This window comes from Thalassospira lohafexi, from assembly GCF_002844275.1.
Classification (GTDB): domain Bacteria; phylum Pseudomonadota; class Alphaproteobacteria; order Rhodospirillales; family Thalassospiraceae; genus Thalassospira; species Thalassospira lohafexi.
Genome location: NZ_NXGX01000014.1, coordinates 1 through 21,521, shown reverse-complemented (window position 1 = coordinate 21,521; position 21,521 = coordinate 1). Strand labels below are relative to the sequence as shown.

Annotated in this window: 17 protein-coding genes; 12 read left to right on the top strand and 5 right to left on the bottom strand. The window is 53.7% G+C overall.

The annotated features are described in order from the left end of the window. Nucleotides 1-23: 23 nt before the first annotated feature. The 4 genes from xth to COO92_RS21130 all read left to right on the top strand — a co-directional run bounded on the left by xth (nt 24) and on the right by COO92_RS21130 (nt 3,413). Complete coding sequence (gene xth, locus COO92_RS21145; protein WP_101304916.1) at nt 24-821, top strand: exodeoxyribonuclease III; 798 nt, start codon at nt 24-26, stop codon at nt 819-821. A 183-nt stretch (nt 822-1,004) separates the two neighbouring features. Further along, the gene (locus COO92_RS21140; protein ID WP_101304915.1) at nt 1,005-1,850 is read left to right on the top strand and encodes an AsmA family protein; all 846 of its coding nucleotides are present in this window, start codon (nt 1,005-1,007) and stop codon (nt 1,848-1,850) included. A 483-nt stretch (nt 1,851-2,333) separates the two neighbouring features. After that, on the top strand, nt 2,334-3,185 hold the full coding sequence (locus tag COO92_RS21135; protein WP_101304914.1) for an OmpA family protein: 852 nt from the start codon (nt 2,334-2,336) through the stop codon (nt 3,183-3,185). A gap of 30 nt (nt 3,186-3,215) precedes the next feature. Further along, entirely contained in the window at nt 3,216-3,413 is a 198-nt protein-coding gene (locus COO92_RS21130; protein WP_101304913.1) for a YqaE/Pmp3 family membrane protein, read from the top strand. Nucleotides 3,414-3,500: 87 nt separating this feature from the next. Here COO92_RS21130 and COO92_RS21125 read toward each other — a convergent pair whose 3' ends face one another. The 3 genes from COO92_RS21125 to htpG all read right to left on the bottom strand — a co-directional run bounded on the left by COO92_RS21125 (nt 3,501) and on the right by htpG (nt 7,108). Further along, on the bottom strand, nt 3,501-3,731 hold the full coding sequence (locus COO92_RS21125) for a hypothetical protein (protein ID WP_101304912.1): 231 nt from the start codon (nt 3,729-3,731) through the stop codon (nt 3,501-3,503). A 3-nt stretch (nt 3,732-3,734) separates the two neighbouring features. Next, nucleotides 3,735-5,069, bottom strand: coding sequence for a deoxyguanosinetriphosphate triphosphohydrolase (locus tag COO92_RS21120; RefSeq protein ID WP_240626554.1), 1,335 nt, complete (start codon nt 5,067-5,069; stop codon nt 3,735-3,737). 158 nt (nt 5,070-5,227) lie between these two features. Further along, entirely contained in the window at nt 5,228-7,108 is a 1,881-nt protein-coding gene (htpG, locus tag COO92_RS21115) for a molecular chaperone HtpG (protein WP_101304929.1), read from the bottom strand. Nucleotides 7,109-7,395: 287 nt separating this feature from the next. Here htpG and COO92_RS21110 point away from each other — a divergent pair, with 287 nt between their 5' ends. Next, on the top strand, nt 7,396-7,722 hold the full coding sequence (locus COO92_RS21110) for an HPF/RaiA family ribosome-associated protein (RefSeq protein ID WP_022734340.1): 327 nt from the start codon (nt 7,396-7,398) through the stop codon (nt 7,720-7,722). 155 nt (nt 7,723-7,877) lie between these two features. On the opposite strand, the gene COO92_RS21105 is transcribed toward COO92_RS21110, so the two are convergent. Both COO92_RS21105 and COO92_RS21100 read right to left on the bottom strand, forming a co-directional pair. Next, complete coding sequence (locus tag COO92_RS21105; protein ID WP_101304911.1) at nt 7,878-8,207, bottom strand: putative quinol monooxygenase; 330 nt, start codon at nt 8,205-8,207, stop codon at nt 7,878-7,880. Then, nucleotides 8,204-8,809 (bottom strand): NADPH-dependent FMN reductase, encoded by a 606-nt coding sequence (locus COO92_RS21100; protein WP_101304910.1) that lies wholly within the window; start codon nt 8,807-8,809, stop codon nt 8,204-8,206. Before COO92_RS21100 ends, COO92_RS21105 begins: the two co-directional genes overlap by 4 nt. Nucleotides 8,810-8,923: 114 nt before the next feature. On the opposite strand from COO92_RS21100, the gene soxR reads away from it, so the two are divergent. The 7 genes from soxR to COO92_RS21065 form a co-directional block, all read left to right on the top strand. Further along, nucleotides 8,924-9,394, top strand: coding sequence for a redox-sensitive transcriptional activator SoxR (soxR, locus tag COO92_RS21095; RefSeq protein ID WP_101304909.1), 471 nt, complete (start codon nt 8,924-8,926; stop codon nt 9,392-9,394). A 140-nt stretch (nt 9,395-9,534) separates the two neighbouring features. Beyond that, entirely contained in the window at nt 9,535-12,480 is a 2,946-nt protein-coding gene (locus COO92_RS21090) for a helicase-related protein (protein ID WP_101304908.1), read from the top strand. 113 nt (nt 12,481-12,593) lie between these two features. Beyond that, complete coding sequence (locus COO92_RS21085; RefSeq protein ID WP_101304928.1) at nt 12,594-13,001, top strand: RNA-binding S4 domain-containing protein; 408 nt, start codon at nt 12,594-12,596, stop codon at nt 12,999-13,001. A gap of 232 nt (nt 13,002-13,233) precedes the next feature. Then, nucleotides 13,234-14,970 carry a peptidase domain-containing ABC transporter gene (locus COO92_RS21080; protein ID WP_240626553.1) on the top strand — a complete coding sequence of 579 codons (1,737 nt, stop codon included), beginning with the start codon at nt 13,234-13,236 and terminating at the stop codon, nt 14,968-14,970. Beyond that, nucleotides 14,967-17,105, top strand: a complete 2,139-nt coding sequence (locus COO92_RS21075) for a peptidase domain-containing ABC transporter (RefSeq protein ID WP_101304907.1) — start codon at nt 14,967-14,969, stop codon at nt 17,103-17,105. The genes COO92_RS21080 and COO92_RS21075 overlap by 4 nt, the downstream gene beginning before the upstream one ends. After that, complete coding sequence (locus COO92_RS21070) at nt 17,102-18,457, top strand: HlyD family type I secretion periplasmic adaptor subunit (RefSeq protein WP_101304906.1); 1,356 nt, start codon at nt 17,102-17,104, stop codon at nt 18,455-18,457. The genes COO92_RS21075 and COO92_RS21070 overlap by 4 nt, the downstream gene beginning before the upstream one ends. A gap of 145 nt (nt 18,458-18,602) precedes the next feature. After that, nucleotides 18,603-21,521: beta strand repeat-containing protein (locus COO92_RS21065; protein WP_240626552.1), on the top strand; the 2,919-nt coding region annotated here is incomplete at its 3' end.

Below are 21,521 nucleotides of genomic sequence, written 5' to 3'. Positions count from 1 at the left end.
ACTAAGATAAAACGGAGCCCGTTTTGAAAATTGTAAGCTGGAACATCAATTCCGTTCGTCTGCGCATTGAGCAGGTGGTTAAGTTTCTTGAGGAGCAGCAGCCAGATGCGCTGTGTTTGCAGGAACTGAAATGCCCCGATGAGCATTTCCCGCATGACGCATTCGAGGCCGCCGGATATGTCCATCGCCATAACCACGGCATGAAAAGCTATAACGGTGTGGCCATCGTATCGCGCTTGCCGTTTGTTGAAACCGACATCAAACATTTCTGTGGCAAGGAAGACCGCCGTCACTGTATGGCGAAGTTTGAGAACGGGGTTGAACTGCATAACTTCTATATCCCGGCAGGCGGCGATGAACCCGATCCGGCTATCAATGAGAAGTTTGCCCACAAACTGTCGTTTGTTGATGAAATGACCAGCTGGTGGGCGGATCGCCGCGCAAGCGACCCAAATCGCAAAGCGGTTCTGGTTGGTGATTTCAATATCGCGCCATCGGAAAATGATGTTTGGTCGCATAAGCAGCTGCTGCGTGTGGTTAGCCATACCCCGGTCGAGGTTGAAATCCTTGAAAAGTTCCGCCAGTCCGGTGATTTCATTGATGCAGTGCGTGAAGTGGTGCCCGAGCCCGAAAAGCTGTTTAGCTGGTGGAGCTATCGCGCGCGCGATTGGCGGGCCAGTAACAAGGGACGGCGTCTTGATCACGTCTGGATGACGCCAAACATGGCGGGAACCGCCCGGACAGCTTCGGTGTATGATCTGGCCCGTGACTGGGAAAAGCCATCGGATCACGCACCTGTGGTGGTTGAGTTCAATCTCTGAGAAAAGATACCGATTTTGATACCAAAACAGCGGGCATGGGAAACCTAGTCCGCTGTTTTGGCATGGGAAACAACTTGATTGTCGCGTCGAACGGCGCAACTCTTATGGTTGAACAAGGCTGGAATTGTGCCCATCTTCTGAATGGCGCACTGTTTCGGTGACAAACAAGGCAGGATACGGGCAATGAAAAAGATACTGATTGGTCTGACGGTGATCGTTTTGATCGTCGTTGCGGGGCTTGTTTATGTGTATGTCAATCTCGACAATATTGTTAAATCCACGATCGAAGAGGCGGGCACACGTGTGACGCTGGCCGATGTGTCGGTGGATAGTGTTGCGATTGATACCACACAGGATTCGGCCGCAATCAATGGGTTGATTGTTGGCAACCCGGATGGGTTCAATACCGATTACGCGTTCTCGCTTGGCAATATTTCGGTCCGACTTGATGGATCGACGCTTACCAGCGACACCATTCGGGTTATCGAAGTTATCATTGCAGCACCCAGCGTGACCTATGAGCTTGGCAACAACACGTCAAACATCGCCACCATTCAGCGCAATGTTGAAAGTTTTGTTCAGCGTGTATCAGGGCCGACCGGTGCGGGCGGCGCTGATGGTGCTGAGGATGCTTCTTCGGAAAATGCATCTGGGACAAAGGTTATCATTGATAACGTTTATATCCGTGATGGTGACGTAAGTGTTTCCGCAGGCTTCTTGCAGGGTAAGAAGATGTCGGTTGGCTTGCCGGAAATCCATCTCAAAGATGTTGGCAAGGAAGACAATGGTGCCACCCCGGCCGAGGTGGCCGGTGAAATCCTGACCGCGATCAACACGTCAGTGTTCAAGTCGGTTTCAAGCCTGAATGTTGACGGCTTGATGCAGGGCGTTGGCGACCTTAGCAAAGGTGTGATGGGCGCTGTTGGCGGTGCCGCCAGCGGCAGTGGCGGCAAGATCAAAGATGGCGCAGATGCGCTTGGTGGTGCTGTCAAAGGTCTGTTTGGTGGATCTTCTGACAAGGCCGAATAATTGTCCGTCTCGTAACAAGAGATGATCAGAACAAAGATGGCCCGATACGTAAAAAGACGTGTCGGGCCATTTTTTATGGGTAAAAACGGACGGTGTATATCTTAAGTATCTAATGGTCTGGGCGCTTGGAAATTGCTGGTTGTATCCGGTTAACCCCGGATGTTCGGTGTTATGAGAATGTGAATTTTCTCTATCCCACTGCTTTTTTTCATGAATTCGACTTCTATATATCTCTGAATAGGGATAGTTATATCCAGGAAGAATGTTGTCTTGGGGCGTTTGATCCGGGCGTTTTGCCGGGTCACAATTCGGGGTCAGATTGGAAATGATCTGATCGACTGCAAGAACGACATCGGAAAAAACAAAAGGCCAAAATGGCCATCATAGCGGATGTGCAAGGTATCGAAAAAACAGATGCCACCATATTCGCGATAATGAAATGGGTTTGGGACCTGATTGTCGGTCAGACAAGGAGTAACACCGATGAAAGCTAAACTGCTTGCCGTTGTATCCGCCGCTGCATTTCTTAGCGCGTGCGCGAACATGAATATTCCCGGGGTACGTGACATGGCCGACGAAGGGTCGGCTTTTGACGCAGCCCTTCACCAGAATTACGCCGATCTGGCACAGGCCGAGTATGACGAGGCCGACTGGGCCGACGCGCGGTATTTCACCAGCCGTTCGAAAATGGCCGCTGCCGGACAGGATAGTGGTCCGCAGATGATTGCCGAGCGTTCCTTGCCAGAAGGCTCAATGGGCGAAATTGAAGTCGCCCGTGCTGACCTTCTTGCCGCACTTGACGGTGGTGGACGTGACAAGGCAGCATCGCCTGCTGCACGCGCGCAGACGAGCTTCGATTGCTGGATGCAGGAACTTGAAGAAAACATCCAGCAGGAAGACATCGACAATTGCCGTTCTGCCTTCTATCAGGCACTGGCAATTGTTCAGGCCGAAATTGATACCGGCCCGGTCGCCAAAGCAATGCCAATGGCAATGCCGGTTCCGATGAATGTCTATTTCGGGTTCGATAAATCTGAAATCGACAGCAAAGGCATGTCGGTTGTTGACGGCATTGCAGAAGCCTATGCCAAATACAACCCGGCAATGATCAGTCTGGTTGCCTATGCTGACCGTGCAGGTGATGCGATGTATAACGACATTCTTGCCAAATCGCGTGTTGATGCGGTTGTTAGCGCATTGCGTGCGGGTGGTGTACCGGCAAGCAAGCTTGCCATTAGCATCAGCGGCGAAGCCAATGTTCCAGTATCAACCGCGGACGGTGTTGCCGAACAAGGCAATCGCGTCGTGACTGTTACTTTCGAAGACGGCATGTAACGCCGTCCCACATCAAAGGGGATTTCATCCATGCGTCTTTTGATCGCACTTCTTCTGCCCTGGTTACTGTTCTTTACCATTGGGCGGCCTTTTGCCGGGATTATCTGCCTGATTTTGCAGATCACGCTTCTGGGCTGGATTCCGGCCGCGATCTGGGCTGTCTATGCGCTTAGTCAGTATAACACTGACAAGAAAATCAGCAGCGCCATGGGTGGCGGTCAGGAATAACGGACCCGATCCACGTTGTGTTCATGCATGAACGTGGAAATCCATAGAGTAAAGGCAGGCTTTCGGGCCTGCCTTTCTTTGTTTGGCTTAATGCAGGTGACGCCGCACACCGCCGACAAACCGCGCAAGAATGCGCGAAATAATAAACCGGGTCAGGATAAAGGTGATTGCACCTGAAATGGTGGGCCAATACCATGCCTGCATTTCCGGGCGCGTGCTTTGTTCAACAAGGCCGTAAACGATGGCGGCCAAAGCAGCGGCTGCAAAGAATGCGGTTCGGCGGCGATAGCGTGCGATAAAAGGACCAAGCAACCACATGGGTCAGTGCTGCCCGCCGCCAATGTCGCGCGCAAGGCGTGCGGCAAAATCATCGGTCATGCCCGAGACGTAATCAAGGATCACCAGATAAAGATCATACAGGGATGCGCCAATCGGCATGGCGTCGGTGCCGATCAATTCGCGCACCCGCCCGGCACGATAGGGAATATCAGCGTCAGATGTGGCATGGTGCACATCAAAGGCCGTACGGCAGAAGGTATCAAGCAAAGTTTCAAGGTGTGCGAATGCACCGACCTCGATCTGGACCTTGCGCCGGTTAAGGATGATTTGCTTTTCAGAAAAGGACTTGGCCGTTGTGATCAGCTCGTTATAGGGGCCAGTAGCAGAGCCCAGAAGCTCACCTTTCCATTCACCGGCAAGAAGGGCTTCTTCGTTGGCAACGAACGCATCGACCAGTGCATCAAGCAAGCCGGTTATGATTTTACCGCGCAGGAACGAAATTTTGCGGCTGATGTTGGTTTCGCGGTGATATTCGGCCGGAAGTTCTTCGGAAATACACGGCAGCAGCATGTTTTCGAGAACCGTGAAATCAACCAGTTCAAGTTCAACCCCGTCTTCGATGTCAATCAGGGCGTAGCAAACATCATCGGCGGCCTCGACCAGATAGACAAGCGGGTGGCGGCAAAAGGCTTGCGCGTGCGTACGGATAAGGCCCGTCGCCTCGGCGACTTCTTCGAGCAGGGCGAATTCCTTTTGGAAGGCCCCGAATTTCTTCTTGTGCGGGAAGGGGCTTCCGGCGGCCGACCAAGGGTATTTGATGAAGCTTGCCAGCGTCGCATAGGTCAGTCGCATGCCGCCATCATACAGACCAGTCCGTTTGTTGGTCAGAAGACGAAACCCCTGCGCATTGCCTTCATAGGTGGTCAAATCGGCGAACTGTTCCGGGCTAAGCGATGATGTGTATTCCGGTGCGGCATCTTCAAACCACTGACGAATGGCATATTCCCCGGCGTGGCCAAAGGGCGGGTTGCCGATATCGTGCGACAGGGCGGCAGCCTGCACAATGGCGGCCATGTGATCGGGTTCGATCGATGCCGGAAGGCTTCCGTTTTCGTGCAGCCGATGACCGACCATCAGGCCCAATGAACGCCCAATGCAGGACACCTCAAGGCTGTGGGTGAGCCTTGTATGGACATTGTCATTTTCGGGCAGCGGGTGCACCTGCGTCTTGCGCTGCAGGCGCCGGAATGCTGCGGAAAATATGATCCGGTCATAATCCTTGTGAAAATCAGAACGGCCAAAGGCGCCAACGCTGGAATGACGGGTGCCAAGCCGGGCCGGTGACAGCAGTTTTTGCCAGTTCATCATCGCAGTCATGGTGGTTTGGGCCTTCCCGACGGGTTCCGGTCTGTCTTGTATGTGGGTCTTTATGAACGGTGTTGGTAAATAAGCATTTTAAATTTTGCATAAATCCAAAAGAAAACGGCGCATCTTTTGACGCGCCGTTTTGCATGTTCATTGGAAAGCGGGGTGGGTTAAGCGCCCAAACCCTTTTCCATGATCAAATCCAACCGACGTGCAAAATTGACCGGATCAGGAAGCGCCTCGCCCTCAAGAATACGGGCCTGATCAAGCAGAAGCAGGGCCGCGTCATTCAGGATCGGGGCCTTGGCATCCTTAATCGCAATGTCTGACAGCTTTTTGATCAGGCTGTGCTTGGCATTGATTTCAAGGATACGCGGGCTGATTTGATCCACACGGTTGTGCTGCTTCATCAGGCGTTCCATGCGCAAATCCATGCCGGTTTCATCGGCAATCAGGCAGCAGGCCGAACTGGTCAGGCGATCCGATTCCCGAACGTCCTTGATCCCGTCGCCAAGGGCGATCTTGATCGACGCAATCAGGGCATCAAGCGATGCGTCACTTGCGGCATCGTCCTTTTTGTCGTCCTTGGCATCGTCTTTGTCATCGGCCTTGACGTCATTGAGGTCGGCACCGCCACGGGTGACGGATTTGAAGTCTTTTTCGTCAAACTGGCCAACCGATGGCAGCCAGAATTCGTCAACCGGATCGGTCAGAAGCAGGACTTCGATGCCCTTGGCGGCAAAGCCTTCAAGCTGTGGGCTGCGTTTAAGGGCCTCGATGTCTTCGCCGCTGATGTAGTAAATCGCCTTCTGGCCATCCTTCATGCGTTCGACATAGTCGGCAAGCGTGGTCCAGCCATCATCCTTGGTTGAGCGGAATTTGGCGATCTTGAGGATACGGTCGCGGTTTGACGGATCCTCATACAGGCCTTCCTTGACGACGGCGCCAAAGTTTTCCCAGAAGGTTTCGAACCCTTCGGCATCTTTTTTCGCCGCTGTTTCAAGTTCGGACAGGATTTTCTTGGTCAGGCCGTTTTTGATTTTGGTCAGGACCGGATTGTGCTGGAGCATCTCACGCGAAACGTTGAGCGGAAGGTCCTGACTGTCAACCACGCCAGACACAAAGCGAAGCCATGGTGGCAGAAGGTCATCGGCACCCTCGGTGATGAACACCTTGCGCACGTAAAGTTTCAGGTGGCCTTTGCGTTGCGGCTCATACAGATCGAACGGACGCATGGTCGGCAGATAAAGAAGGCCGGTATATTCAATCGCACCTTCGGCGCGGTAATGGATGGTTTTCCAAGGATCATCGAAGGCGTGGGAGTTATGTTTGTAAAACTCTTTGTATTGTTCTTCGGTGATTTCTGATTTTGGCCGGGTCCAAAGGGCGGACGCCTCGTTCAGCGTCTCGTCCCCGTCGCCCTTCATCAGAACAACCGGAATGCCGATATGATCGGAATAGGTTTTGACGATGTGTTTCAGGCGGTGTTCGTCGGTGAATTCTTTGTATTCGTCGGTCAGATGCAGGGTGATCTGCGTGCCGTGGCCTTCCATTTCGGCCTCGGCGATGGTGTATTCACCTTTGCCGTCCGATGACCATTTCCACGCCTGATCTTCACCGGCTTTTTTACTGACGACATCGACTTTGCCAGCGACCATGAAGGCTGAATAAAACCCGACCCCAAACTGACCGATTAGATCGACATCTTTTGGCGCGTCGGATTTGGCAACAGCATCAAGGAATTTGGCGGTGCCGGAATTGGCAATGGTGCCAAGGTTGTCAATCAGGTCGTCCTTGTTCATCCCGATCCCGTTGTCGGCAATCGTCAGAACATTACGAACATCATCGGTCAGCAGGCGGACCTTGAAGTCAGCATCCCCTGCAAGCAGATCCGGATTGGCAATTGCTTCATAGCGCAGCTTGTCACACGCATCGGATGCGTTTGAGATCAGCTCGCGCAGGAAGATGTCCTTGTTGGAATAAAGCGAATGGACAACGATATCGAGCAGTCGGCTAACCTCGGCCTCGAACCGCATTTTTTCTTCCGTCATGACCTCTTTTTTCTCCTGTATTTCAATCATCTACTGACCATCCCCGATATTGGCAGAAGGTTCAGCAACTCAAAGGGTTAAAGCATAAGCCGTGCTTGATATGCGTCAAGGCACCTTGCAGCGCAAGTCCTCTATCCTAAGTATAGATATAGACGGTTTTTTCCGGGGGCGCGCAAACCACACAATATGCGTTCCCAAATGTCCCGATGCTGCAAAGTATCCGGGGTGAAACGGTGGGGTGCAATGCCCTGCTACACGTCCAAGGCTGTATAACAGGAGGCCGTATCATGAACGTTCCCGTTCAGATCACCTATCGCGATGTTGATCAGTCAGATGCGCTTGATGAGCGTATTCATTACAAGGTGCAAAAACTCGAAGACACCTTTGATCGCATGACCAGTTGTCATGTCATTGTCGAACGTCCGCAAGCGTCTCATAAACACGGAAATCGCTTTGCCGTGCATTTCGGCATCCATGTGCCGGGCAAGGAAATCATGGTGAAACGCGACAGTGCCGATCACGCCCATGAGGATGTCTACATCGCACTTAAAAACAGTTTTCAGGCCGCCCGTCGACAGCTCAAGGAATATGCCGATAAGATGCGGAACCATTAAGGTCCCTGTTGGGATTAAATAAAGGACGGGGCGACCGGTTGGTCGCCCCGTTTTGTGTTTCGGAACAGTCCCCTTCGGCGGGTGGCGCAAGGGGGCAGGTCCAAGGGATTTCCGAAACGCAATTGCATCGCTTGCACAGGATAATGTGCGTGGGCTTAAACGTTGCCTGACTGGTAAAGGACGGTGAACCAGCCGGGGTTTGCCGGTTCAATCATTGGTCGAACACGGAGCATGTGCTCGGCAAACCGGGGGGATGACGTCCAGTTGTTCAGGTCCGCGCGAGATCGAAAACGGGACATGATGACAAGCGTTTTTCCGTCGTCTCCGCGGAACAAACGCCCGCCAAGAAGGCCGTCGATTTCCGGGGCGACGCGGGTTTGAAATGCTGTCTGAAGCGTGACAAAGGCATCATATTGGCCGGGTTTTGGTGTAACCTGACTGATGGTGATGATTTCATCCGTCGGTGTTTGATGGGGATCACTCATGCACAAACCTCCAGCACCTTTTGCGGTGCCTGTGATGCTTGTTGTGCATGCGGATAGCGGGCATTTCGAAGGGCTGTTGCCCACCACTTCAAGTCACCGACCATGTTGTTCAGGGCATTTTCGCTGCTGGTGGCGTTGATTGGCTGCCCTTGGGAGTCAAATAGGTCCCAAACATTGGCAAAACTGACCACGTCGCGCATGGTGACAACGTGCAGTTCAGCAAAGACAAGGCGCAACTGTTCAACAGCGCGCAAGCCGCCAGACATCCCGCCATAGGATACAAATGCCAGCGGTTTGCGCCGCCATTGCGGTTTCGCGGCATCAATCAGCAACTTAAGCTCGCCGGTAAAACTGTGATTATATTCCGGGGTGACGACGATGAAGGCGTCCGCCTCGCTCAGGGCCGTGTGGAGTTCGCCAATGCCGGGATGCTGGTCGTCAACATGACGTGACGGAAGGTCCAGAACAGCAGGATCAATCGTTTCAACGGACAGCTCGGGGTCTTTTTTCAGGGTTTCGACAGCCCAGTTCGCGACCGTGTCACAGAACCGTCCTTCACGCGCACTGCCGTAAATGACAGCAAGATTGAATGTCTCTTTCACGGGTTTGACTCCTTGATATTTTCGCAACAAGGAGTAATGCTATAAAACCTTAACTATAGTTCAGGTCAAGCAGGAAGGTACGCATTCTGTTTGTCACAGGCAGGGAACCTAAAAATGGCGGAAGTCGGACCATTACAGCGATATTTAAGTGTTGGCGATGTCGCACGTCGTTGCGGAATTTCCGTCTCGGCCGTTCATTTTTACGAGCGTAAAGGCCTGATCAGTTCCATCCGGACCGATGGCAATCAACGCCGTTTTCATCGCGGTATCCTGCGGAAGCTTGCGATTATCAAGGTGGCGCAAAAAACGGGTATTCCGCTTGCAGAAATTGGGGCAGCCCTTGATAAATTGCCACGCAATACGGTGCCAACAGCCGAGGACTGGGCAAAGCTGTCCTCGCAGTGGCGTGATGATCTGAATGAACGGATTGATCAATTGACCCGGCTTCGGGATCAATTGGGGCAATGTATCGGTTGTGGGTGTCTGTCAATTTCCGACTGTCCCTTGCGCAACCCTTATGATGAGTTGGCACAGGCCGGGCCGGGGGCCAGATTGCTTGAGATGGACGAGCCCGACACACCGTAATTTCCCCACAGACTGTTTGGTCCTGCGTCGGACGCATGGGAGGCTGCGGGCTGAATGCTTGACATTCCAGCGGTTCGAGTGTTGAAAGGCCAGATGAATGGGGCGGCCCGGATCGTTGGGCTGTCCATTGAAAGAGTTTGATGCAGATTTCAACCCGATCCGGTCCTCGTATCCTTGCCATATTGGGGCCGACCAACACCGGCAAGACCCATCTGGCCATGGAACGGATGTTGGCACACACGACCGGGATGATCGGGTTCCCGCTGCGTCTTTTGGCGCGCGAAAATTATGACCGCGCGGTGGCCAAGGTCGGCAAGGGTGCGGTGGCGCTGATTACCGGCGAAGAACGCATTCTGCCCAAAACAGCCCGTTATTTCATGTGCACGGTCGAGGCCATGCCGGTGGCCAAGCAGGTGGAATTCCTGGGCGTTGATGAAATCCAGATGTGCGCCGATCCTGAGCGCGGGCATGTGTTTACCGACCGGCTATTGCATGCACGCGGACGTTCGGAAACCATGTTTATGGGGGCGGAAACCATTCGTCCGGTGATCCGCAAGCTGGTTGAGAATGTTGAATTTGACACGCGCGCGCGTTTTTCGACCCTGACCTATAACGGGGCCAAGAAAATCCAGCGTCTTCCGTCTCAATCGGCCATTGTGACGTTTTCAGCACAGGAAGTGTACGCCGTTGCCGAACTGGTGCGCCGTCAGAAGGGCGGGGCGGCGGTGGTGCTTGGCGCGCTGAGCCCGCGTACGCGTAATGCCCAAGTCGAAATGTTCCAGAATGGCGAGGTTGAGCATCTGATTGCGACGGACGCAATCGGCATGGGGCTTAACCTTGATCTTGACCATGTCGCCTTTGCCGCCATGCACAAGTATGATGGCAAATTCAATCGGTCGCTTTCGGCGGCGGAAACCGCACAGATTGCCGGGCGTGCAGGACGCCACATGAACAATGGGTCGTTCGGGGTGACGGGCAACCTTTCGGGGATTGATCCCGACATCATCGAACAAATCGAATCACATGAATTCGAACCGCTGGCAAAAGTGTTCTGGCGCAATGCGCGACTTGAATTTCGCAGCGTCGATGCGCTGCAAAAATCATTGCGTCGACGGTCAGAGGACCCGACCCTGATTTTGGCGCGCGAGCCGGTCGATGAAATTATGTTGGAGCATCTGGCCCAGAACGAGGATGTTGCACGGATTGCAACGGCACCAGATCGGGTGCAATTGCTTTGGGAAATCTGCCAGATTCCAGACTTTAGAAATATCCATACCGATACGCATCCAAGGCTGCTAACATCTATCTATCGTTATCTGGCGAAACCAGGAAGCAGACTGCCAATCGACTGGTTGGGCGAACAAGTCTTGCGTCTGGATCGTTATGATGGTGATATCGATCAGTTATCATCACGTTTGGCAGGTATTCGCGTCTGGACATATGTATCGCATAAGCATCACTGGCTCGAAGATGCCAATCATTGGCAGGAACGTACACGTGCCATTGAGGACAAGCTGTCAGATGTGCTACATGAACGCCTGACCCAAAGGTTCGTCGATAGACGAACTTCGGTTTTATTGAAAAGTCTCAAGGACAAGTCTGAACTCATGTCTACCATCACTGCGAATGGTGAAGTACAGGTCGAAGGTGAATTTGTCGGCCGTCTTGAAGGATTCCGTTTCATCGCTGATGAAACCGATGCTGCTTTCGAAGGCAAGGCAATTGCCAGTGCCGCACGTCGCGCGTTGACAGGCGAAATCGCCCAGCGCGTCAAACAACTTGAAACCGATGAAGACGATAAATTCTCGGTGAATGGGCAGCTCGATGTCATTTGGAGCGGTGCGCAGGTTGGCGTGCTGAAAAAAGGTGACACGGTTCTGTCTCCTGAGGTCCATGTGATCGACAGCGAGTTCTTTGACGGTCCGACCCGCGAACGTGTGCGAACACGTCTGCAGAATTTCATCAATTCCCATATCGAAACGCGGCTTAAAATGCTGACCCGTCTGCGTGACTGTCAGCTTTCCGGGCCAATTCGGGGTCTTTTGTTCCAGCTGAACGAAGGTCTGGGTTGTGTTCCGCGTTCGGAACTTGAAAGCCTGGTCAAGGATTTGTCGGACGAAGACCGCAAAGCACTTGCCAAGCTTGGCGTGCGTTTGGGCGTTGAAACCGTCCATGTGCTTGACGCGCTTAAGCCCGATCCGGTTGAGCTGCGTGGTATTCTTTGGGCCGTTGCGCGCGAACTTGATGCATTGCCAGAATTGCCGCCTGCGGGCCGCACGTCGGTGCCCAATGACCGGGCGAACTCCAAGGGGTTCTATCTGGCGGCTGGCTATATGCCGGTGGGGCCTTTGGCTGCACGTGTTGATATGCTCGAACGCTTTGCCGCATTGCTGCGTCAGAAGGCACGGGAAAACGACGGCAAAGTCCGTCCTGATCCCGATCTTCTGTCACTTCTGGGCTGTACGGTCGAACAGGCTGAAGGCGTGTTTACCGCACTTGGCTGGCGTGCCGAGGTGACCAAGGTCAAGAAATCGACGCTTGAAGCCAAAGACGCCGAGAAAAATGCACCAGCACCTGCGAAAGCAGAAAATGCTGATGCAGCCAAGGAAGCCGTCAAGGCGGATGCTGAGCCGGCTGCAGAGGCACCAGCATCAGCCGAAGCCGAAGTAACGCAAACACCTGTAGAGGCGAAAGCCGAAGAAACCGCCAAAGAACCAGAAGCAGCAACTGAACCTGTTGTTGCCAAGGCCGAGGCGGGTGCAGGTGAAGACGCCGCCGATGCAAAGCCGGTTGAAACCGACGCGGATGGTGATGAGCTGGTCGAAGTTAAATTCTTCGTCCGGGTTGATCGTCGCAAGCGCGGCGGTGGTGCTGCTGGTCGTGGTCAGCGCGGTCCGCGTCAGGACGCACGCGGTGGCAAAGGCGCGCCAAAAGGTAAGGGCGGTAATCGTCCGAACCGTGGTGGTGGTAACGGTGATCGTTCTGGAAAACCGGGTGGGCGCAATCCTGCACCGGTGAAAGAAAACAAGATCAACGAAGACTCGCCCTTTGCCAAGCTTAAGGAAATGCTTGAAGCCAAAGGCTGATCGCGTAGCATATGAATTTCCAGAACGGCGATCCTTTTTGGGTCGCCGTTTTGCGTTTGAAGGCCTGCTGCGTTAAATGATGTTTGATCAATGATACGGGGACCGAGACGGTCGTGACGGAACTTGCGGAAAAACTTCGGGTTGATAAATGGCTGTGGCACGCACGGTTTTACAAAACGCGGTCACTTGCCAGCAAAGCCTGCCAGGCGGGGCATATTGTTTTGAACGGTCAGTCGGTGTCCAAGGCCAGTGCGACGGTATCGGCAGGCGATCATCTGCAATTCTTTCAGGGGCCGCATCTTCGTGTGGTCGAAGTGGTCGCACTTGGTGAACGTCGCGGTCCCGCCCCTGAGGCACAGGCGCTTTATACCGACCATTCCCCGCCGCGCGTGGCAAAAAAGGAAGTTGCGTCTGATATCCGTACCGCCCCTGTGGGCGCGCGCGAAGCAGGTTCCGGACGGCCGACAAAGGCAGAAAGACGTGCGCTTGATCGTTTACGCGGCGACGACGAGGACGCCTAAAATCATTGAAATTGGTGTGATTCTTTCAAGTTAGTGTGATCTGCGACGGGTGGATACGCGAACACAGTAAGGAGCACGTGTATTATACTGCTGGTAGCCTTTCGTATCGGGTTGTACACAGATCAGGAATTTCTTGCCAGTGAGAAAGGGATCAGCTATTGATCCTATCTAATGGTATAGTTAACCATCTTTTGGGTGGTATGGATTTGGAGTCACGGAGTATGTCGGCCCTATGACACGTCACGCCAGACGACATCCCGCATTGAATATCGGGACATTGTCGCATTTGCAGACCGGTCGCTTTGCCTTGTTGGTTGCCGCATTGGTGATCAACCTGTTGTCACTGGCGTTGCCGATTACCTTGCTGCAAGTTTATGACCGTGTGCTGCCGCATAACTCGATCCCGACACTGACCTTGCTTATCCTTGGTGTGATGGCTGCGTTGATGATCGAGGCCATTTTGCGTTTGGGACGGGCCTATATCTCTTCGTTGTCCGCGGCAAAGTTTGAACATCGCAGTTCTCAGGCCGCTGTTGGGCATTTGCTTTCGGCAAGCTTGACTGATTATGACAAAACCGCCCCCGGGTTACATTTGCAGCGCCTTAATAGCCTGAATATGTTGCGTGATTTCTATTCTGGTCAGGCGATTGGGGCCGTCATCGACTTGCCGTTCATTGTTCTGTTCCTGGGCCTGATTGCGGTGATCGGTGGGGTGCTTGTTGCGGTTCCACTGGGCATTCTGATTGCGTTTTTTATCACGGCACTCGTGCTGGGGCGGCAATTGCGCAAGGCGCTTGATCAGCGTAGCCAGTCTGATGAGCGGCGCTATAATTTCATTATCGAAACCCTTACCGGGGTTCATACGATCAAGTCGATGGCGATGGAAAACTTGATGATCCGTCGTCATGAGCAGCTTCAGGTTCAGTGCGCCGAGGACGACCTTGTCGCGGCACGTTCCGCCCATGCGGCCGTTAATGCCAGTGCGACCTTTTCGATGCTGACCATGGTTCTGGTTGCCGCGGTTGGCAGTGTTCTGGTGATTGATGCGGATCTGACGGTTGGGGGGCTTGCGGCCTGCACCATGCTGGCCGGGCGATCTATTCAGCCCCTTCAGCGCGCCATGAGCCTTTGGACCCAGTTTCAGAATATCCGGGTGGCGCGGCAGCGCTGTCAGGAACTATTTGAAATAGAACCGGAAGACGATGATGGCTCGCCCGAGATGCCGTTACTTGATGGCAAGATTGAGTTGCTCAATGTGTCTTTTGCGCACGGCGATGGCAAAAAGGTGTTTGATGGTCTTGATCTGGTGATTGAGCCGGGTGAGTCTGTTGCCATTACCGGTGACAACGGGACCGGTAAAACCACGTTGCTGTGGATGTTGATGGGAGCGTTGCGTCCGGATCAGGGTGAAATCCTGCTCGATGGCAGGGAAATCGGTAACTACAGTTCTGAATCCATTCGTCGCCAGATTGCCTATCTGCCGCAACATGGCGTGATGTTCAAAGGGACGATCATTGAAAACATCACCGGTTTTCGCAAGGACATCGGCGTTGAACGTGTGGTCGAAATTGCCCGCCGTCTCGGGCTTGATGATATCGTCATGCGCATGCCGCACGGCTATGACACCGAAGTGGGCGGGCAGGCATCGGAAACCCTGCCGCGCGGGGTGAAGCAGCGGATCGCCGTTGCCCGTGCGTTGATTGATTACCCCCGTATTGTGCTGTTTGACGAAGCCAATAGCTCGCTTGATATCGCGGGTGACAACATCATGACCAGCCTGATGCTGGAATTGAAGAAACATTGCACGCTTGTGATGGTGTCACACCGTCCGTCATTGATTGCGCTGGCCAACAAGCAATACCGCCTGGTTGATCAACGTCTTGTGCCGGTTCTTAAGCGGACCAACCAACGGGTTGCAAAGGTGGGCTCAAAAGGCACTGTCTCTGTTAAGGCGGGGGTGTCGACATGAATATCGACAATATGGAATTTGCCCAAAATTACCGCATGGGCCTTGCCAGCACAGATTCGCAGTCGGACTTTGATGCCTGCCTTTGGCCGTTGCTTCAGGCCTTGGGATGGCGCGGCCTGCCCCGTCAGGTTGCCGAAGCTTTGCCGCATATGGATCAGGCGCTTGATCTGACTGATTTTCGCAATGTTCTCGCGCATTTGAATTATCAGTCACGCGAAATCGATGTGGTGTTTAGCCAGATTGACGACCGTCTGATGCCGTGCCTGTTTGTGCCAGATAATGGCACCGCACTGGTTGTCATTCGCCCGGAAGCAAACGGCATTCGGGTTTATGACGGCGGAACCGACCGTGAGATAGTGATCAAGGCGTCGTCCTTGCCCGGCAGGCTTTATCAGTTCAGCAGCGCAAACCGTCGTGAACGCTATTTCGAAGATGACAAGCGCGGCTGGTTTGGCGGTATTGCGACGCGGTTTTCACAGCTTGGGTATCAGTTGTTGCTGATTACCTTTGTGCTCAACATCATGGCATTGGCGACGCCGATCTTCGTGATGGGCATTTATGATCGCGTGATTGGGACGCGGTCGATTTCAATGTTGATCCAGTTTTCAATTGGTATTGGCATCATCCTGATCATGACATGGGTGTTGCGCACATTGCGCAGCCAGATCGTCAGCCATTTTGGGGCGCGACTGGATACCTTGGTCAGTGGGGCGATCTTTGAACGGTTGCTAGCACTGCCGCCGGCATTCACCGAACGTGCACCGGTTGGTGTCCAGATTTCGCGTATTCGTGATTTTGAAAGTGTGCGCGAGTTTTTCACCGGTCCGATGGCCATGGTGATGCTTGAAATGCCATTTGTGCCGATCTTTTTGATTGTGATGTTCTATCTCGGCGGCTGGCTTGCCATGGTCCCGATTGCGCTGATTGGCGTTTTTGTCCTGATTGGCCTTATATCCTTCCCCATCGTTTCTCGTCGGGTGTCGGAACTTGGGCGCAATGGTGCCAACCGTCAGGAATTTCTGGTCGAAACGGTCGGAAAGATGTCGGCCCTGAAATATACCGCGTCGGAAAAACGCTGGTTGTCGCGGTTTCGCGAGATTTCTGCCGATACGGCATATGCCGGTTTCCGGGTTTCGATGGTCAATAACGTGATCAACACGCTGGCACAGATTCTTATGATTTCATCTGGCGCTTTGGTGTTGGCCTTCGGGGCCTATCAGGTGATGAATGCCCAAATGAGCGTCGGTGCCCTTGTGGCATCGATGATGCTGGCGTGGCGTGTTCTTGGCCCGATCAATCAGGCCTTTATCGGTATGCCGCGGTTGGCGCAATTGCGCGGCAGTGTGCGCCAGATTAATCGGCTTATGACGATTGCGCCCGAAGGTGACTTGGTGCCGCGTTCCGTTGATCAGCGCCGTTTTGCCGGGGCAGTTAGTTTTTCACGCGTCAGTTTCCGCTATAGCCCGGAGTCAGACCCGGCACTTGTCGGGGTTAATTTTGATATTAAACCGGGGCAGGTTATTGCCGTTGTCGGGGCAAATGGCGCGGGTAAATCATCGCTGATCAAGCTGGTGGCGGGGATGTATCAACCCCAAGCCGGTGCGGTTTTGATTGATGGGGCCGATATTCGCCAGATGGATCCGCAAACCCTGCGTCAGGCGATTTCATATGTACCGCAGGATATTGAATTTTTCCGCGGCTCTATTGCGCAAAACCTGCGTCTGGCGAACCCGGTGGCATCACAGGATGATTTGCGCATGGCCTGCATGTCGGCCGGTGTTTTGCAAGATATCGAAAATTTGCCCAAGGGTTTCACGACGCGTGTCGGTGATCAGCATTCTTCGCGCTTTTCGGCAAGCTTCCTGCAGCGCCTTGCCTTGGCGCGTGCTTTTGTTCGCGAAGCTCCGGTTATTTTGTTTGATGAGCCGACCAATGGTCTGGATCAAAAAGCAGATCGGGCGTTTCAGCATACGATCAATCGTTTGCGCGGTGGTTCGACCATCTTCCTCATTACCCATCGGCCAAGCCATCTTGATCTGGCCGATCGCATACTTGTGCTTGAGGCCGGACAGTTGCGTGGTGACGCGCCGCCCGAACGGATCAAGCAGCAAGTGATAGACGGAGGCTACCTATGAGTGACGTGGCAGTTCAGAATACTGCGATCGAGCGGTTCCGTCGTTCACGACGTATGGCGCGCTATTTGTCGCATGCGGTATTGCTTGAAGAAGGCGGGATTTCGATCTTTGTGCGGTCAGCCCTGATTATGCTTTCGGTTGGTTTTTTGGCCTTGATTGCATGGGCGGCGACAACGCAAATCAAGGAAACCGCGATCACATTTGGTCAGGTCATGCCAACCGGTGCGGTCAATAAAATCCAGCATCTTGAAGGCGGGATCATTGATCAAATCATGATCCGCGATGGTGATCTGGTGGAGAAAGGGCAGGTTTTGATCCGTCTTAAGCCCGAATCAGCGCAGGCGGAGCTTTCGCAAACCGAAACCAAACTTGGCAATTTACGTCTGGAAGCCGAACGTTATCGCGCATTGGCTGAAGGCCGCGTGCCTGATTTTTCGACAATGCTGGGGCAGTATCCTGAATTGGCGCTTAATCAGCAGGAAATTTATAATATCCAGACTGAACTTGATGCCAATCAGACCGAAATTCTTCAGGTTCAGATCAAGGAACGCAATGCGGAGCTGGCACAGCTAAGCCAGCAGGAAGAGACCCTTCGCAAATCGCTTGGTCTGCTAAATCAGGAAGTCACCATGCGTCGGTCGCTTTATGAGCAGGGGCTGAACTCCAAGGTGCTTTTCCTTAATATTCAGCGTGAACTGAACGAGGCACAGGGTAGCCTTTCGGGTGTTGTTGCCGAAAAGGCGCGTGCACGCGAAACCATCGCCGAAGCAAACTTGCGGCTTAATGAGTTGGAAAAAAGTCAACGCGAAGAAGCGATTACAGAGCTTGGTCGTCTTGGTGGTGAGATTGCACAGGCCAGCGAAACCTTGCGGAAATTACGTGATCGTGTCGCGCGACTTGAAATCGTGGCGCCTGCGCGTGGCTATATCAAGGGGCTTCAATTCTCAACCATTGGCGGGGTGATTGCGCCGGCACAGGTGGTGATGGAGCTGGTCCCAGCGGATGATGTGCTGATTGCGGAAACCCGCATTTCGACCGAGGATATCGGACATGTGCATTTGGGTCAGCCGGTCACAGTCAAAGTCAGTGCCTTCGACTTTATACGATATGGTGGTATCAAGGGTGAATTGGTATCGATATCAGCCTCTACTTTTGTAGACGAAGAAGGCCAACCGTATTATAAAGGTAAAGTTGCTCTTAATGCTGATTCTGTCGGTGAGGGGGCTTCTGCTCAAAAGATCATACCCGGGATGACCGTTCAGGCGGATATCCAGACCGGGGAGAGGACCCTTCTGCAGTATTTGCTGAAACCGGTCTATGTCTCGCTTGATCAGGCGTTCTCTGAACGATGAGCATTTAATTGGTCCCGCTGGAAATGAAATGCTCATTTCTACTGCCCGGCCGCACATTTCTCTGGTTTAAATCAGGGAATCTATACTAATGTATAGAATGTGTGGGGTGGGTGTATCCATCTCGCACTTTACGGAGAGTGGGTGAATGGCGGACGATCCTCGCGAAACTGAAAACGCACGTGACAATGGCAACGGTGACTTCAATCAAGAAGATGCACCGAATGATTTGTTGCGCGGTGATGATCAGGGTGACGAAAGCGAAGAGCTGGTTGAGCTGCATGATGATCAGGCCAATGCCCCCAGCGTCCCCGATCAGGAATTAGGATCTGTCCACTACGGCAATCAGGTCTTTAACCCACAGGGCGAGCAACAGCAAACCTTCCGTCGTCGCAATGCATCCAGTCAGCGTCAGGAACGCAGTCAGGCTGCTGAAGCCACCGAAAAGCAGACCATAGCTCAGGCCGAACAGGCCGAGTTTGATCGTAACGTCGACACAGGTGCAGACACAGCTGATTCCAGTGCCGGTGGGGCGGGGGCAGACGATGTGTCGCTCAAATCCGATCCCAGCACGGTTGAGCTGCCCGAAAGCAATCTTTCGACCAATGACACAACCGATTTGCGCGGTGAACGCGACGTTCCCGGCCGTGAAGGCCGTGAGAGCCTTAACCCGGATGTCGTGGCAGCCGAAGAACAGGCTGCTGAGGTTGAGGCGGAGGAACAAGCTCTCGACGAGACCGAGGAGACGCAAGACGATACCGTTGACGACATCGTCGAAGACGTTGTGGAGGACCCCAAAGTTGCCGATGCACCTGACCTGGTGGCCGGTGATGTCAGTGGCTCGGAAGACAGCGCGATTTCGCTTAATGTTTCTGCGGCACTCAATGATCTTGATGGCGGCACTGAGACGCTCACAATTGTTATTTCCGGTGTGCCAGAAGGCGCAATTCTGTCGGCTGGTACCGATAATGGCGATGGGACCTGGTCACTTTCGGCGGGCCAGCTTGCGGGGCTTACCATCACGCCAGCAGACGATTTCAGCGGCAGTTTCGACCTTACCGTGACGGCAACCAGCCGCGAAAGCAACGGGACAACGGCATCAAGCAGCTCGACCATGACGGTTGATGTTGCCGGTGTTGCCGATGGCGCGACCCTTGATGTCTCAAATGCCAGCGGTTCTGAAGACAGCGCTATCGCGCTTAGCATTGATACCGAACTTCTTGATGACAGTGAAAGTCTGTCTATCACGATTTCCGGTGTTCCGGACGGGGCGAGCTTGTCGGCTGGTACCGATAACGGGGACGGCACATGGTCACTCACGCCTGAACAACTCGAAGGTTTGACGATCACGCCAGCGGATGACTTCAGCGGCGAAATCAACCTGACCGTTCTGGTCTCGACCACCGACGGCGATGATACAGCCGTCGTGATGGAAGAACTCACCGTCGATGTTAGTGGTACGGCTGATGCGCCAACACTGGATGTCGCGGATGCGTCTGGCAATGAAGATTCAGCCATCGCCCTTGATATCGATGCAGGACTTATCGACAGCTCTGAAACTCTGACGGTCACAATCAGCGGTGTTCCGGATGGTGCGACTCTGTCGGCCGGTACGGATAACGGGGATGGGACCTGGACTCTGTCGTCGGGTGATCTTGAAGGTTTGACGATCACGCCTGCGGATGATTTTAGCGGTTCGTTCGATCTTGGTGTGACGGCACAGTCTGCCGATGGTGAAGATGTTGCGACCACTTCAGGTTCGATCACGGTTGATGTTGCCGGTGTCGCTGACGCTCCGACGTTGGAAACGTCTGATGCGAGCGGTTCGGAAGACAGCGCGATTGCCCTTGATATCGATGCCGGTCTGACGGACTCCAGTGAAGTTCTGACTATCACGATCTCTGGCGTGCCGGATGGTACAACTCTGTCGGCTGGCACGTATAATGGTGATGGCACTTGGACGCTGAGCTCAACCGACCTCGAAGGTCTGACGATCACGCCTGCGGATGACTTCTCTGGCAGTTTTGATCTTGGCGTCAGTGCTCAGTCTGCGGATGGAGAAGATGTCGCGACGACCACGGGATCAATCACGGTTGATGTAGCTGGTGTTGCCGATGCACCGACGCTGGAAACGTCTGATGCGTCGGGTAATGAAGATTCAGCGATTGCATTGGATATCGACGCAGATCTTACCGATAGCTCGGAAGTTCTGACGGTGACCGTCTCCGGTGTTCCGGATGGCGCGACCCTGTCGGCGGGTACGGATAACGGTGATGGCACCTGGACTTTGTCCTCGGGTGATCTTGAAGGTTTGACGATTACGCCAGCCAACGATTTTAGCGGTTCGTTTGATCTTGGTGTGACGGCGCAATCTGCTGACGGCGAAGATGTTGCGGTTACGACCGACAGTCTAACGGTTGATGTTGCGGGTGTTGCCGATGCACCGATACTTGATGTCGCGGATGCAACTGGCAATGAAGATTCGGCCATTGCACTGGATATTGATGCAGGCCTGACGGATAGCTCGGAAACGCTGACGGTGACGATCTCTGGTGTTCCGGATGGTGCGACCCTGTCGGCGGGTACGGATAATGGTGACGGGACCTGGACGCTGTCGTCGGGTGACCTTGAAGGTCTGACCATTACGCCAACGAATGACTTTAGCGGATCATTTGATCTGGGTGTGACAGCGCAGTCTGCCGATGGTGAAGATGTTGCGGTCACGACCGACAGTCTGACGGTTGATGTAGCGGGTGTTGCCGATGCGCCAACACTTGATGTTGCGGATGCGTCTGGCAACGAAGATTCAGCGATTGCGCTTGATATTGATGCGGGTCTGACGGATTCCAGCGAGACACTGACAGTCACGATCTCCGGTGTTCCAGACGGTGCGACTTTGTCTGCCGGTACGGATAATGGGGATGGCACCTGGACGCTGTCGTCGGGCGATCTTGAAGGTCTGACGATCACACCGGCTGATGACTTTAGCGGGTCGTTCGATCTTGGTGTGACGGCGCAGTCTGCGGACGGTGAAGACGTTGCGACGACCAGTGGCTCAATCACGGTT

Bases quoted from the DNA above. Each gene is read 5' to 3' on its own strand.
- COO92_RS21105 (WP_101304911.1), bottom strand. From the start codon at position 8,207: ATGAGTGATCCCCATCAAACACCGACGGATGAAATCATCACCATCAGT.
- COO92_RS21075 (WP_101304907.1), top strand. From the start codon at position 14,967: ATGAATATCGACAATATGGAATTTGCCCAAAATTACCGCATGGGCCTT.
- COO92_RS21140 (WP_101304915.1), top strand. From the start codon at position 1,005: ATGAAAAAGATACTGATTGGTCTGACGGTGATCGTTTTGATCGTCGTT.
- COO92_RS21125 (WP_101304912.1), bottom strand. From the start codon at position 3,731: ATGTGGTTGCTTGGTCCTTTTATCGCACGCTATCGCCGCCGAACCGCA.
- soxR (WP_101304909.1), top strand. From the start codon at position 8,924: ATGGCGGAAGTCGGACCATTACAGCGATATTTAAGTGTTGGCGATGTC.
- COO92_RS21130 (WP_101304913.1), top strand. From the start codon at position 3,216: ATGCGTCTTTTGATCGCACTTCTTCTGCCCTGGTTACTGTTCTTTACC.
- COO92_RS21135 (WP_101304914.1), top strand. From the start codon at position 2,334: ATGAAAGCTAAACTGCTTGCCGTTGTATCCGCCGCTGCATTTCTTAGC.
- COO92_RS21080 (WP_240626553.1), top strand. From the start codon at position 13,234: ATGACACGTCACGCCAGACGACATCCCGCATTGAATATCGGGACATTG.
- COO92_RS21090 (WP_101304908.1), top strand. From the start codon at position 9,535: ATGCAGATTTCAACCCGATCCGGTCCTCGTATCCTTGCCATATTGGGG.
- COO92_RS21070 (WP_101304906.1), top strand. From the start codon at position 17,102: ATGAGTGACGTGGCAGTTCAGAATACTGCGATCGAGCGGTTCCGTCGT.
- COO92_RS21110 (WP_022734340.1), top strand. From the start codon at position 7,396: ATGAACGTTCCCGTTCAGATCACCTATCGCGATGTTGATCAGTCAGAT.
- COO92_RS21120 (WP_240626554.1), bottom strand. From the start codon at position 5,069: ATGACTGCGATGATGAACTGGCAAAAACTGCTGTCACCGGCCCGGCTT.
- htpG (WP_101304929.1), bottom strand. From the start codon at position 7,108: ATGACGGAAGAAAAAATGCGGTTCGAGGCCGAGGTTAGCCGACTGCTC.